This window comes from Mycobacterium sp. GA-2829 (genome assembly GCF_001499965.1).
Lineage (GTDB): Bacteria > Actinomycetota > Actinomycetes > Mycobacteriales > Mycobacteriaceae > Mycobacterium.
The window spans coordinates 276539-290034 of sequence record NZ_LQIT01000012.1; the positions used below are offsets into that span (position 1 = coordinate 276539).

The 13496-nt window shown below is 69.9% G+C and carries 14 protein-coding genes; 9 read left to right on the top strand and 5 right to left on the bottom strand.

The features are described 5' to 3' along the window. Positions 1-5: 5 nt before the first annotated feature. Positions 6-731 (top strand): phosphodiesterase, encoded by a 726-nt coding sequence (locus AU194_RS09775; RefSeq protein WP_082698557.1) that lies wholly within the window; start codon positions 6-8, stop codon positions 729-731. Here AU194_RS09775 and AU194_RS32190 read toward each other — a convergent pair. From AU194_RS32190 to AU194_RS09785, 3 genes are all read right to left on the bottom strand, one after another. Further along, complete coding sequence (locus tag AU194_RS32190) at positions 728-886, bottom strand: hypothetical protein (RefSeq protein ID WP_197417567.1); 159 nt, start codon at positions 884-886, stop codon at positions 728-730. The genes AU194_RS09775 and AU194_RS32190 overlap by 4 nt on opposite strands. A 49-nt stretch (positions 887-935) precedes the next feature. Continuing rightward, the gene (locus AU194_RS09780; RefSeq protein WP_059089006.1) at positions 936-1922 is read right to left on the bottom strand and encodes an LLM class F420-dependent oxidoreductase; all 987 of its coding nucleotides are present in this window, start codon (positions 1920-1922) and stop codon (positions 936-938) included. A gap of 68 nt (positions 1923-1990) precedes the next feature. Then, positions 1991-2455, bottom strand: a complete 465-nt coding sequence (locus tag AU194_RS09785; protein ID WP_059089007.1) for a GatB/YqeY domain-containing protein — start codon at positions 2453-2455, stop codon at positions 1991-1993. Between the two features lie 63 nt (positions 2456-2518). Here AU194_RS09785 and AU194_RS09790 point away from each other — a divergent pair, with 63 nt between their 5' ends. From AU194_RS09790 to AU194_RS09810, 5 genes are read left to right on the top strand one after another with little or no spacing between them, the layout of a single operon-like run. After that, positions 2519-3697 (top strand): hypothetical protein, encoded by a 1179-nt coding sequence (locus tag AU194_RS09790; protein WP_059089085.1) that lies wholly within the window; start codon positions 2519-2521, stop codon positions 3695-3697. Position 3698: 1 nt separating this feature from the next. After that, the gene (locus tag AU194_RS09795) at positions 3699-4349 is read left to right on the top strand and encodes a DUF4129 domain-containing protein (RefSeq protein ID WP_059089008.1); all 651 of its coding nucleotides are present in this window, start codon (positions 3699-3701) and stop codon (positions 4347-4349) included. Continuing rightward, on the top strand, positions 4346-5488 hold the full coding sequence (locus AU194_RS09800) for a DUF4350 domain-containing protein (protein ID WP_197417568.1): 1143 nt from the start codon (positions 4346-4348) through the stop codon (positions 5486-5488). The genes AU194_RS09795 and AU194_RS09800 overlap by 4 nt, the downstream gene beginning before the upstream one ends. Further along, on the top strand, positions 5485-6450 hold the full coding sequence (locus AU194_RS09805; RefSeq protein ID WP_059089009.1) for a MoxR family ATPase: 966 nt from the start codon (positions 5485-5487) through the stop codon (positions 6448-6450). The genes AU194_RS09800 and AU194_RS09805 overlap by 4 nt, the downstream gene beginning before the upstream one ends. Continuing rightward, entirely contained in the window at positions 6450-7772 is a 1323-nt protein-coding gene (locus AU194_RS09810) for a DUF58 domain-containing protein (protein WP_059089010.1), read from the top strand. Before AU194_RS09805 ends, AU194_RS09810 begins: the two co-directional genes overlap by 1 nt. Here the strand turns inward: AU194_RS09810 and AU194_RS09815 are convergent, their stop codons facing one another. Then, entirely contained in the window at positions 7773-8765 is a 993-nt protein-coding gene (locus AU194_RS09815) for a stage II sporulation protein M (protein ID WP_059089011.1), read from the bottom strand. Between the two features lie 26 nt (positions 8766-8791). Here AU194_RS09815 and AU194_RS09820 point away from each other — a divergent pair, with 26 nt between their 5' ends. Then, entirely contained in the window at positions 8792-9625 is an 834-nt protein-coding gene (locus AU194_RS09820; protein WP_059089012.1) for an RDD family protein, read from the top strand. Positions 9626-9629: 4 nt separating this feature from the next. Here AU194_RS09820 and AU194_RS09825 read toward each other — a convergent pair whose 3' ends face one another. After that, positions 9630-10967 carry a carotenoid oxygenase family protein gene (locus tag AU194_RS09825; protein ID WP_059089087.1) on the bottom strand — a complete coding sequence of 446 codons (1338 nt, stop codon included), beginning with the start codon at positions 10965-10967 and terminating at the stop codon, positions 9630-9632. Between the two features lie 121 nt (positions 10968-11088). Between AU194_RS09825 and AU194_RS09830 the strand changes: the two genes are divergently transcribed. Both AU194_RS09830 and AU194_RS09835 read left to right on the top strand, forming a co-directional pair. Further along, the gene (locus AU194_RS09830; protein WP_059089088.1) at positions 11089-11796 is read left to right on the top strand and encodes a GntR family transcriptional regulator; all 708 of its coding nucleotides are present in this window, start codon (positions 11089-11091) and stop codon (positions 11794-11796) included. Positions 11797-11911: 115 nt separating this feature from the next. Then, positions 11912-13468 carry an NCS1 family nucleobase:cation symporter-1 gene (locus AU194_RS09835; protein ID WP_059089013.1) on the top strand — a complete coding sequence of 519 codons (1557 nt, stop codon included), beginning with the start codon at positions 11912-11914 and terminating at the stop codon, positions 13466-13468. The last annotated feature ends 28 nt before the right edge of the window (positions 13469-13496 follow it).

Here is a 13496-nt window from a genome sequence, read left to right on the forward strand (position 1 = left end):
CACTAATGCCCTGTCTCGGGATTGTTAAACCAGCACATGCCGTTTGCGCTGCTGCTATGGCGGGCACCCGAATCCGCGTGAAAGTCTCAGATCTCCTCGCCCTGCCGGTGGAAGTCGGAGCGGCGGTACGCCAGGGCAGGCTGTTCCACCCCGACGGAGTCCTCGCACGCGGTCGCATCGAACGGGTCGCACCGCCGGGACAGGGTCTGCCGATCGAGGACGGTGACGTCATCGGCCGGGTCTCCAAGGCCGTCGGGCTGCCGGGATCGGTGCCCGACATCGCGGGGCTGGCGTTCCGGATGACCAAGGACTCCGGCCCGTGGGACGTGCTGCTGGCCACCACCGCGCTCAACCGTTTCCTGCTGCTGCCCACCCTGTCGTGGGACAACACCACCTATTCGAGCCTGATGCCGCTGCGCTACGAGGGCGGGGTGTGGTGGGTGCGCGCCCACCTGACCACCAAACTGGACAACCCGGGGCTGTCACTGGACACCATCACCGATCAGCTGGGGCGGGGTGAGCTGGTGTTCAGCATCGATCATGCCGCGGGCACAGGGGAATTCGGCCCGCTGGCCCGGTTGACGCTGTCCGAGGTCATCCCCCCGGACCGCGACATGTCCTTCGATCCGACGCTCAACACCGCCCCGGGGGTGTCACTGGCGCCCGGCTGGTTGACCGATTTCCGCCGGGCCGCCTACCGCCGCAGCCGCGAGGGCCGCGACGCCGACTAATCCGGCGACTCCTCGGTGTCGTCGGATGTGGTGATCTCCGGGGCGACCTCGCGGGACGCCATACCGCCCTCGCGCCCTTCGTCCTTGGGTCCGGGCCTGCCGCCCTTGGGTTCCTCGGAGTGTTCCTCGTCGTAGATGCCTTCTCCACGGGGCACGGCGGCCCTCCTTCCCGTCAGCGCGCGGACTACCCGCACGACCATCGGTCTAACCGGCGGCGCTGCGCAACTTCTCGAGCAGCGGGGCCGCCGCCTCGGCCAGGAAGCGGTCCTGGCCCTCGTCGCCCACCTGCACCAGCGCGATGTCGGTGAACCCGGCCTTCCAGTACTCGCTGACGGATTCCACGATCTCGTCGAGGTCGGGTCCGCACGGGATCGAGTCGGCGGTGTCCTCGGGCCGGACGAACTGCGTCGCACCGGCGAACCCGGCCGTGGTCGGCAGGTCGGCGTTGACGGCCCAACCGCCGGCGAACCACCGGAACTGGTCGTGGGCGCGGGCGATCGCCGCGTCCTTGTCGGGGTCCCAGCAGATCGGGATCTGACCGATGACCCGCACGTGCCCGGGCAGGCCGGTGGCGCGGCGCGCGTCATGCCATGCGTCGACGAGCTCCTTGTCCGGTTGGACGGCGATCAGGTGGTCGGCCAGTTGGGCGAACGCGTCGACCGACCGCTCGCCGGACACCGCGGCCGCGATCGCGACGGGCGTCTCGGGCAGATCCCACAGGCGGGCCGAGTCGATCTCGAAGTACTCGCCGCGCCAGTCCACCACCTCGCCGGTGAACAGTTCGCGGATGATCTGGATGGCCTCGCGCAGCATGTCCTGCCGCCGGGCGATGGTCGGCCAGCCCTTGCCGACGACGTGTTCGTTGAGGTTCTCCCCCGTGCCGAGGCCGAGGGTGAAGCGGCCGTCGGCGAGGATCTGCAGCGTCGCGGCCTGCTGGGCGACGATCGCGGGGTGGTACCGCATCGTCGGGCACGTCACGTAGGTGAACAGTTCGACCCGTTCGGTGACATGGGCGACGGCGCCCAGGGTGGTCCAGGCGTTGGGTGCGTGCCCCTGGGCGGCGAGCCACGGCGAGTAGTGGTCGCTGGAGACCTCGAAGTCGAAACCCGCGCTCTCCGCCGCGGCGGCGTAGCGAACCAGATCCTTGGGTCCGCTCTGCTCGGTCATCAGGGTGTAGCCAAAGCGCGTCATGGCGTCCGGATAGCCGGTGACGGAGGGGTGCAAACGACGGCGACCAGATGGGCTGTGCCGCAGCCGTTCTAGAGGCGCGCCTTGACCGCGGCGGACAGCCGGGCACCGTCGGCCTTGCCCGCGGCGATCGCGGTGGCGGCCTTCATCACCTGGCCCATCTGCTTCATCGAGGGACGCTCCCCGAGTTCCTCGGCGACCTGGGCCATCGCGGTGTCGACGACGTCGGCGAGTTCGGCCTCGGTCAGCGGTGTCGGCAGGTATTCGTCGATGATGCGCGCCTCGGCGTGTTCGTTGGCGGCCAGTTCGCCGCGCCCGTTCTGGGTGTAGACCTCGGCCGCCTCACCGCGCTTACGGGATTCGCGCGCGAGGACTTTGAGCACCTCGTCGTCGCTGAGATCGCGGGCCTGCTTACCGGAGACCTCTTCGGTCTGGATGGCCGCCAGCAGTAACCGCAGGGTGGCCGTGCGGAGTTTGTCCTGAGCCTTCATCGCCGCCGTGAGGTCCGCGCGCAGCCGAGCTTTGAGTTCCGCCATGACACCGAACGTACCCCCGCCACCCTGCGCGGCACGTTGCCGATCGGCGCGGTGATCGACAGGATGGTGGCCATGAGCAACGACGCCGGTTGGCCCGGTCCGGGCTACCCGACGCCCGGCTACCCGCAGGGCTATCCCCCACCCGGTTATCCACCGCCGGGTTATCCGCCACCCGGCTACGGCCCACCCGGGTACGCTCCGCCGGGATACCCGCCACCGGGATTCCAGCCGGGATTCCAACCCGGCTTCCAGCACGGGGGTGGCGTACTCAAGCCGGGGGTCATCCCGCTACGGCCGCTGGCACTTTCGGACATCTTCAATGGTGCGGTCAACTACATCAGGCGCAACCCCAAGGCCACCCTCGGGCTGACCGCCATCGTGGTGGTCGTCGCCCAGGTGATCTCGCTGATCCTGCAGATCTTCGGACCGTTGATCGCCACCGGCGAGATCGATCCCACTTTGCAGGGTGAGTCGGCGAGCGTCGGTGACATCGCGGTGCTTTCCGGATCGTCGCTGGCCGGCTCGATCACCACCGCGGTGGCGTCGGTGGTGCTCAGCGGTATGTTGACCGTCATCGTCGGCCGTGCGGTGTTCGGCGCGGACATCACCATCGGTGAGGCGTGGCAGCGGGTGAAGAGCAGGGTGCTCGCGCTGCTCGGCTTCACCCTCCTGGAGACGCTCGCGGTCATCCTCGTCATCGCGATCGTGGTGGTGGCCATCGTGGCGGTCAACGCGATCGGCGGCGGTGTCGCGGCGTTCCTGGTCGGGGCGCCGCTGGTCATCGGGGCGGTCGCGCTGGTCTCCTTCGTCGCGACGTCGCTGCTGTTCGCGCCCGCGCTGATCGTGCTGGAACGCCTCGGCATCGTGGACGCGGCGCGTCGGTCGTTCACGCTGGTCAAGAAGGACTTCTGGCGGGTGTTGGGCATCTGGCTCCTGGCCGCGCTCGCCGCAGCGGTCATCGCGGGTGCGGTCGGCGTGCCGTTCAGCTTCGGCGGCGGACTGCTTTCCTCGGCGGCGAATTCCGGGGGCGCCGCGGTGGCAGGCCTCGTACTCATCGCCGTCGGCGGGGCGATCGGCCAGATCCTCACCGCGCCGTTCAGCGCGGGCGTGGTCGTCCTGCTCTACACCGACCGCAGGATCAGGGCCGAGGCGTTCGATCTGGTGCTGCGCACCGGCGCCGCGGCGGGCCCCGGCGTCCCCGCTCACTCCACCGACCACCTGTGGCTGATCCGCCACCCGTGACGTGCCGACGGTAGACATCGATCGGGACGCCGCCCACGAGGCCGCCCAGCGCGAACTCGACAAGCCGATCTACCCGAAAGCCTCACTGACCGACCGGCTCTCGGAATGGCTCGACGACCTGGTCTACCGGATCGCGCAGGGCGGGGCCGGTGTGCCGGGCGGTTGGTTGACGATCGCCGTGCTGACCCTGCTCGTGGTGATCGCGGTGGTGGTGGCCGTGCGCATCGCCCGCAGGACCATGCGCACCGACCGGAGTGCACAGTCGCTCTACGGCGGGCACGACCTGCGGGCGGCCGAGCACCGCGGTACCGCCGAGCAGTACGCCGCGGCCGGACAGTGGGCGCTGGCGATCCGGCACCGGTTACGCGCGGTGGCACGCCAATTGGAGGAGAACGCGGTCCTGCCGGTGGTGCCCGGCCGCACCGCCACCGAGTTGGCCGCCGACGCCGGACGCGAGCTCCCCGAGTTGACCGGCGAATTCCGCACGGCGGCAACGACGTTCAATGACGTCACCTACGGTGACCTGCCGGGCACCGAAGCCGAATACCGCGCCGTCGCCGCACTCGACGACCACGTCCGCAGGGCGGGCCCCGGCGCGGGTCGACCGGCCGCAGCGGCGTACGGCGAAAGCGGTTGGGCGGAGGTGCGATGAGCGCGCCGACGACCGCGGTCGGGCCGACCCTGCGCCAACGCTGGCGCACCGGCCGCTGGGTGTTCCTCACGCTGTTCGTCGTCGTCGCCGTCGCCACGATCGGCACCGTGCTCACCGCACCCCGGCCGGGCACCCCGATGGACCCGCAGTCCACGTCCCCCGACGGGGCGCGCGCACTGGTCACCCTGCTGCGCGATCACGGTGTCGAGGTCGTGGAGGCGGGCAGCAGCGCCGAGGTCGAACGGGCCGCCCGCGACGACACCCTGATCGTGTACACCGACACCCGCCGCCTGACCGACGAGGACCAGTTGCGTCGCCTGGCCGACCTCCCCGGCGACCGCCTGCTGGTGGAACCCGTGTCACGGGCGCGCGAAGCACTGGCGCCCGGGGTGCGCACCGACGGGGTCAGTTCGTTCACCGTCACCCCGGATTGCGATCTGCCGGAGGCGAACCGCGCCGGCGACGCGCAACTGGGGCTCGTCGAGAGCTTCCGCGCCGCCTCCCCGGACGTCCGCCTGACCCGCTGCTACGACGGCGCACTCGTCCGCTATACCGACGCCGGGCGCACGGTCACCGTCGTCGGCGCCGCCGGTTTCATGACCAACGGCCAATTACTCGAGTACGGCAACGCCGCGCTCGCGATGAACCTGGCGGGTAGCGCCCCACGCGTGGTGTGGTTCCTGCCCCGGGAACGGGAAGGCGAAGGCGGCGACGCGAGTCTGGGCAGCCTCATCCCCGATCAGGTCGCCTGGATCGTCCTGCAACTCGCCCTCGCGGTGGTCCTCCTCGCGGTCTGGCAGGGCCGCAGGTTGGGACCGCTTGTCGCCGAACAACTTCCGGTGGTCATCCGGGCATCCGAGACGGTCGAGGGCCGCGGCAGGCTGTACCGGTCGCGCCGGGCCCGCGACCGCGCGGCCGACGCGCTGCGCACGAGCACCCGGGCCCGCCTGCTGCCCCGGCTCGGTCTCGGCGTCGACGCACGGGAGGCCGCGGTGGTGCACGCCGTCGCCCAGCGGACCGGCACCCACGCCGACACCGTCGCGCAGATCCTCTTCGGACCTCCCCCGGCGACCGACGCCGACCTGGTCACCATCGCCCATCAACTCGACGACATCGAAAGGCAGGTCACCCACTCGTGACACAGCCATCAACGCAGGCCGATTCCGCGCGCCAGGCTCTGCTGGACCTGCGGCAGGAGATCGGCAAGGCGGTCGTCGGCCAGGACGCCGTGGTCAGCGGGCTGGTGATCGCGCTGCTGTGCCGCGGGCACGTGCTGCTCGAAGGTGTTCCCGGCGTGGCGAAGACGCTGCTGGTCCGCACGCTGGCCGCCACTCTGCAGCTGGAGTTCAAGCGGGTGCAGTTCACCCCCGACCTGATGCCCGGCGACGTCACGGGTTCGCTGGTGTACGACGCACGCACCGCCGAGTTCGAGTTCCGCGCCGGGCCGGTGTTCACGAACCTGCTGCTGGCCGACGAGATCAACCGCACCCCGCCGAAGACGCAGGCAGCGCTGCTCGAGGCGATGGAGGAACGGCAGGTCAGCGTCGAGGGCGACGCCCGCGCACTACCCGACCCGTTCATCGTCGCCGCCACCCAGAACCCGATCGAGTACGAGGGCACCTACCAGCTCCCCGAAGCGCAGCTGGACCGGTTCCTGCTGAAACTCAACGTGCCGCTGCCGCCGCGCGATCAGGAGATCGCGATCCTCGACCGGCACGCCCGCGGATTCGATCCCCGCGACCTGTCGGCGGTGCGCCCGGTGGCCGGTCCGGCCGATCTGGCCGCGGGCCGCGAAGCGGTCCGGCAGGTGCACGTCGCCGACGAAGTGCTCGGCTACATCGTCGACATCGCGGGGGCCACCCGGCAGTCGCCGTCGCTGCAGCTGGGCGTCTCCCCGCGCGGGGCGACCGCACTGCTGGCCACGTCGAGATCGTGGGCGTGGCTGTCCGGGCGCAACTACGTCACCCCCGACGACGTCAAGGCGATGGCCCGGCCCACCCTGCGGCACCGCATCGCGCTGCGTCCGGAGGCCGAGCTGGAGGGCGCCACCCCCGACGGTGTGCTCGACGGCATCCTCGCGGCGGTGGCGGTGCCCCGCTAGTGGTCCTCACCGGGCGGGCGGCGCTGATCGCGCTGTTGTGCGTGGTGCCGATCGCGCTGGCGCCCGCACCTGCGGTGGCGTTCGCGGTGCTGGCCGCGGTGCTCGCGGTCGCCGTCGTCGTCGACGTCGCGCTGGCGGCCGGACCCCGCGGGCTGGCGGTGACGCGCGGCGGGGACACCGCCGCCCGGCTCGGGCAGGCGGTGGAATCGGCGCTGACCGTGCACAATCCGGGGCGACGACGGTTCCGCGGTGCGGTCCGCGACGCCTGGCCGCCCAGCGCGCACGGCCTGCCACGCCACCACGACGTGAATCTGCCCGCCGGACAACGCATCACGCTGCGCACCACGCTGCGCCCGACGCGGCGCGGCGATCTACGGTCGGCCCTGGTCACCGCGCGCTCGATCGGCCCCCTCGGCCTGGCGGGTAGACAGGCGTCGCACCGAATCGACGGCACGATCCGGGTGCTGCCACCGTTCCTGTCCCGCAAGCACTTACCGTCGCGGCTGGCCCGGTTGCGCGAACTCGACGGGTCCACCCCCGCGCTGATCCGCGGTCAGGGCACCGAATTCGACTCCCTGCGGGAGTACGTCGTCGGCGACGACGTCCGCTCGATCGACTGGCGCGCCACCGCCCGCCGCTCGGACGTCGTGGTGCGCACCTGGCGTCCCGAGCGCGATCAGCGCATCGTGATCGTCCTCGACACCGGCCGCACCTCGGCCGGACGTGTCGGGGTCGACCCCACCGCTTCGGATCCCGGCGGGTGGCCCCGGCTGGACTGGTCGATGGACGCCGCGCTGCTGCTGGCCGCACTCGCCGCCCGCGCCGGCGACCACGTCGACTTCCTCGCCCACGACCGGGTGACCCGCACCGGGGTGTTCAACGCCTCGCGCACCGAACTGCTGGCCCAGTTGGTCTCCGCGATGGCGCCGCTGCAACCCGCGCTCGTCGAATCCGATCCCGCCGCGATGGTGTCGGCGGTCCAGCGGCGGGTGCGGCGCCGCGCGCTCGTGGTGTTGCTGACCGACCTCAACGCCTCTGCGCTGGAAGAGGGGTTGATGGAGGTGCTGCCCCGCCTGGCCGCCCGCCACCACGTCCTGATCGCCGCGGTCGCCGATCCCCGGGTGGACACGCTCGCGGCCGGTCGCGACGACGCCGCCGCCGTATACGACGCCGCGGCCGCCGAACGCTCCCGCGGCGACCGGCACCGCATCGCCGCGGCACTGCGCCAGGCCGGTGTCGATGTGGTCGACGCACCACCCGAGGAGTTGGCTCCGGCGTTGGCCGACCGCTATCTGCAGCTCAAGGCCACCGGCCGGATGTGATCAGCCGGTCGGCACCACGTCCGGCGCGTCCTCGATGTCGCCGGACTCGTCGGCCCGCTCGGCTCTGCGCCCGAAGTACACGATGTAGCCGAGGAACGCGACCTCGGCGAGAACGCCGATCCCTATCCGGGCGAATGTCGGCAGCGGGGACGGCGTCACCAACCCCTCGATCAGCCCGGACACCAGCAGCATCACCACCAGCCCGGCGGCGACGGCCACCACCGCTCTGCCCTGTTCGGCGAGCACCTGGCTCCGCGGCCGGTGGCCGGGGGCGATGACCATCCAGCCCAGCCGCATGCCGGCCGCCGCGGCAAGGAACACCGCGGTCAGCTCGAGCAGCCCGTGCGGGGTCAGCAGGCCCAGGAAGATGTCGCCCTTGCCCGCGTCGAACATCAGGCCGCCGACGAGGCCGAGGTTGGCGGCGTTCTGGAACAAGATGTACGGGATCGGCAGGCCGAGCAGGATCGAGAACCCGATGCACTGCGCGGCCACCCAGGCGTTGTTCACCCACACTCGCAGCGCGAACGAGCCCGCGGGGTTCTCGCTGTAGTAGGAGGCGAAGTCGTTGTTGACGAGTTGGTCGATGTCGCTGGGCGTGCCGACCGCCGACTGCACCTCGGGGCTGCCCGCCACCCAGAACCCGATGAGCGCGGCGACGGCGAAGAACGCCACGGCCGAGCCGAGCCACCACCGCCACGCGCGGTAGGCGACGACCGGGAACGACACGGTCCAGAACCGCAGGAACTCCCGCCACAGCGGCGCGTGCGCGCCGGTCACCGCGGCCCTGGCCCGCGCCACCAGGGAGGAGAGCCGTCCGACGAGCACCGAATCGGTGGACGCCGACCGCACCATCGACAGGTGCGTCGACACCCGCTGATAGAGGTCGACGAGTTCGTCGACCTCCGCTCCGGTCAGTCGGCGGCGCCGCTTGACGAGGTCCTCCAAACGCTCCCAGGTGGGACGGTGGGCCAGCACGAACGCGTCGACATCCACGCCGGCCAGCCTAGTAGCGTGGCCGTATGGTCTCCCAGCCCGAACCGGTGGTGACCGGCGATGCCGTGGTACTCGACGTGCAGATCGCCCAGCTGCCGATCCGCGCGCTGTCGGCGATGATCGACATCCTGGTCATCCTGATCCTGTACGTGCTGGGCGTCGTGCTGTGGGCGCTCACGCTGGCCGACTTCGACACCGCGCTGTCGGCCGCGGTGCTGATCATCTTCACCGTGCTCACGCTGGTCGGGTATCCGCTGGTGTTCGAGACCGCGACCAGGGGCCGGACGCTGGGCAAGATGGCGCTGGGACTGCGGGTGGTCAGCGAGGACGGTGGCCCGGAACGGTTCCGCCAGGCCCTGTTTCGCGCGCTCGCCGGTTTCATCGAATTGTGGATGCTGGCGGGCGGGCCCGCCGCGGTGTGCAGCCTGCTGTCTGCGAAGGGCAAGCGGATCGGCGACATCTTCGCGGGCACGGTGGTGATCAGCGAACGCGCGCCGCGGCTCAGCGCACCGCCGATCATGCCGCCGCCGTTGGCGTGGTGGGCGGCGTCGCTGGAACTGTCGGCGCTCAACGCCGAGCAGGCCGAACTCGCCCGCCAATTCCTCGCGCGCGCAGACCAACTCGACCCGCGGCTGCGCGACCAGATGGGCTACCGCATCGCCGGTGAGGTGGTCTCGCGCATCTCGCCGCCCCCGCCGCCCGGCACACCGCCGCAGTACGTGCTGGCCGCGGTGCTGGCCGAACGCCACCGGCGCGAACTGGCGCGGCTGGTGCCCACCCACACACCCGGCCCGCCGCCGGCGACGCCGTCGTATGCGGCGGCGCCGCCGCGGGATTCGGGTTTCACCCCGCCGGGCTGAGGCCCTACCCCTCGATCCAGTTGCCGTGGAAGCCGTACGGAACCCGTTGCGGCATCGCGATCTTCGCGACCGGCGGCGCGGTGAAGTCGGCGGCGTCGAGGATCACCAGATCGCTGCCGTCACGTTCGGCGTCGTAGACGTAGGCCAGATACCAGCCGTTGCGCTCGTCGGCCGGACCCGATGCTGCGGGGACGAACACCGCCTCTCCCGGTCCGCCCGGCGCGTCGGCGGTACCGAACGGGTGTTCCTCGGCGGCGCCGGTGCTCAGGTCGTACCGGACCAGCTTGTGGTCGCCCACCGACACCGCGTACCGCGCAGGCAGCCCCGCCAGCCGGTCGTCGATGCGGGGGAACTCCACCGGTCGGTCGTCGAGCGGCCCTTCGCGCACCACCCCCGTCGTCAGGTCGACCGACCAGCTCCACAGCACACCGTCGGTGTCGAATCCGCCTGTGCCGCGCCAGAGTTCGGGGTACCGGACAGCTTGAACCACCAGCGTGGTGCCGGTTTCGTAGGCATTGGCGACGTGGAAGATGTAGCACGGGTCGATCTCGAACCACCGCACCTCGCCGAACGGGTCGTCGCGGCGCAGCACCCCGAGGCGGGCGCCGTAGGTGTCGTCCCATCGGTAGGGCATATCGCCCTTGCCCTGCAGCGCGATGTCCATGTTGAACACGATCGGCAGGTCGAGGAACACGACGTGCCCGCTGGTCATCGCGAAGTCGTGCATCATCGTCAGCGCCTTGACGTCGAGTGGTCGGTTGACGGTCAGGTTCCCGTCGGCGTCGGCGCGGTGGTAGGTGACGTGCGGTTCGAAGATGTTGCCGTAGCCGAAGAAGTGCAGCTCCCCGGTGGTGGGGCAGATCTTCGGGTGGGCGGTCATCGAATCGTTGAGCAGCCCGCCGAAGTCGTAGACCCCGACAGTCTCCAGTTCGTTGGTGATCTCGTACGGCAGCGAGGATTCGACGAGGGCCAGCGTCCTACCGGCGTGGCTGACGACGTGTGTGTTGGCGACGCTCGCGCGCAGGTCGCGCGTGCCGTCATTGCGGTAGAGCGGGAACGGTTCGATGAAGCTCTCCGTGCGCACCCACCGGTTGCGGTACCAGGCGGCGCGACCGTTCTCGATGCGCACGCCGTGGATCATCCCGTCGCCGGTGAACCAGTGTGCGGTCTCCGCGCGCGGGTTGGGGCCGTTGCGCAGGTACCAGCCCTGCAGATCCGCCGGGATCTGCCCTTCGACGGGCAGGTCGAAGGCGGTGAGTTCGTCGGCGACGGGTGCGTAGTTGCCGCGTTTGAAGAACTGCTCCTCGCCGAACAGCGTGGACGTGTCGGTGGTGTCGGTCATGTCGGACTCCTCGAGGTCGCGGGGAAAGTCTGCCACCAGACTGACACTCCTAATATGACATGTCAATAGTGGAATGTGTTCGAGGCGGCGCCCGGCGGCCTGGCGGAGGAAGATGTCCACCATGCCCGGTCGTCGACGCTCCGCCCTGTTGACGAACCTGGCGGCCAATCGATCCCCGGAGTCGCGTCGCGCCGTGGTCGACGAGTTGCGCCGCGTCATCCTCGACGGGGGCGCACCACCCGGATCGCCCATCCCGGTCAACGAGGTCGCCGAGGTGCTCGGCGTCAGCGCCATCCCGGTGCGCGAGAGCCTCAAGACGCTCGTCGCCGAGGGCCTCGTCGCGCACCAACCCAACGTCGGCTACAGCGTCGCGCTGCTGACCGCCACCGAACTCGCCGAGATGTACATCGTCCGCGAGACGCTCGAGTCGGCGGCGCTCGCCGCGGCCGTCGCCAACGCCTCGGAGACAGATCGCACCGCGGTGGCCGCAGCGCACCGCCTGCTGCAGCGCGCCGTTCTGGAGGACGACCGGCACGCCTACCACCGCCAGAGCCGGCATTTCCACATCGGCATGGCGCGTCCGTCGGGGATGCTGCGACTGGTGCACATGCTGGAATCCGCTTGGAACGTCACCGAACCCGTGCAACTGATGGTGCACGTCGAACCCGCCGAACGGGCAGCGCTGCACACCGACCACGGCCACATGCTCGAAGCCTTTCTCGACCGCGACGTCGATGCGCTGCTCGACACGAGCCGGGAACACCACCGACGGCTCAACTCCGTGGTCGCGACCCTTCCGCCCGACACCGGATTGGTGTCGCGCGGCTGACCGCACGCCAATGAGTCGGCCATGTTGCCGAAGGCGCCCAAATATATTTGCGGCGCAACGACGGTGAAACACATCGACGCTACGTTCCGTTCATCCCGATGGACAGGAACGCACCATGACAGAAACTCGTGACCTCCCGCCGAGCGCCGTCGTCGGCGCGGGCGACATCGTCGAAGCCGCAGGGCATCCCGTCGGCAGCGGGGTGATCAAGGAGCACTACGACCCGCGGCTGACCAACGAGGACCTCGCGCCGCTGGGCAAGCAGACGTGGTCGTCGTACAACATCTTCGCGTTCTGGATGTCCGACGTGCACAGCGTCGGCGGTTACGTCACCGCGGGCAGCCTGTTCGCGCTCGGTCTGGCCAGTTGGCAGGTGCTGATCGCGCTGCTCGTCGGCATCGTGATCGTCAACGTGTTCTGCAACCTGGTCGCCAAACCCAGCCAGCAGGCCGGGGTTCCGTATCCGGTGGTGTGCCGCAGCTCCTTCGGCGTCCTGGGCGCCAACATCCCGGCCATCATCCGCGGTCTCATCGCCGTGGCCTGGTACGGCATCCAGACCTACCTGGCCTCGGCAGCGCTCGACATCGTGCTGCTCAAGCTGTTCCCGGGGCTCGCGCCGTACGCCGACGTCGACCAGTTCGGCTTCACCGGCCTGTCCCTGCTCGGCTGGTGCAGCTTCATGCTGCTGTGGGTGTTGCAGGCCTGCGTGTTCTGGCGCGGAATGGAGTCGATCCGCAAGTTCATCGACTTCTGCGGCCCCGCCGTCTATGTCGTGATGTTCATCCTCTGCGGCTACCTGCTGTGGAAGTCGGGCTGGCACGTGAGCCTGACCCTCGGCGGGGAGAAGCAGGGCAACACCCTGGTGGTCATGCTCGGCGCGATCGCGTTGGTGGTGTCGTACTTCTCCGGGCCCATGCTGAACTTCGGTGACTTCGCCCGCTACGGCCGCAGCTTCGAGGCGGTCAAGAAGGGCAACTTCCTCGGCCTGCCGGTCAACTTCCTGATGTTCTCACTCCTCGTCGTCATCACCGCTGCGGCGACGGTGCCGGTGTTCGGCGAACTGCTGACCGATCCGGTCGAGACCGTCGCCCGCATCGACAACGTGACCGCGATCATCTTCGGCGCCCTGACGTTCACGATCGCCACCATCGGGATCAACATCGTCGCCAACTTCATCAGCCCCGCATTCGACTTCTCCAACGTCAGCCCGCAGCGCATCAGCTGGCGGATGGGCGGCATGATCGCCGCGGTCGGTTCGGTGCTGCTCACTCCGTGGAACCTCTACAGCAACCCGGAGGTCATCCACTACACGCTCGAGACGCTCGGCGCGTTCATCGGCCCGCTGTTCGGTGTGCTGATCGCCGACTTCTATCTCGTGCGCAAGCAGAAGATCGTCGTCGACGACCTGTTCACCATGACCGATACCGGGAACTACTGGTACAAGAAGGGTTACAACCCGGCCGCCGTGACCGCCACGTTGGTGGGCGCGGTTCTGGCCATGGCCCCGGTGCTGCTCGGCGGCGTCGTCTTCGGCATGGCCGGCGCTGCGCAGTACAGCTGGTTCATCGGTTGCGGGGTGGCGTTCGCCATCTACTACGGGCTGGCGACCCGCGGCCCGTGGCGGATGACGGCCCTGCGCGTCGCCGAGGGAGCCACGCTGGTGTCCAACTAGACGACGCGACACACGTGCGGTCCGACAT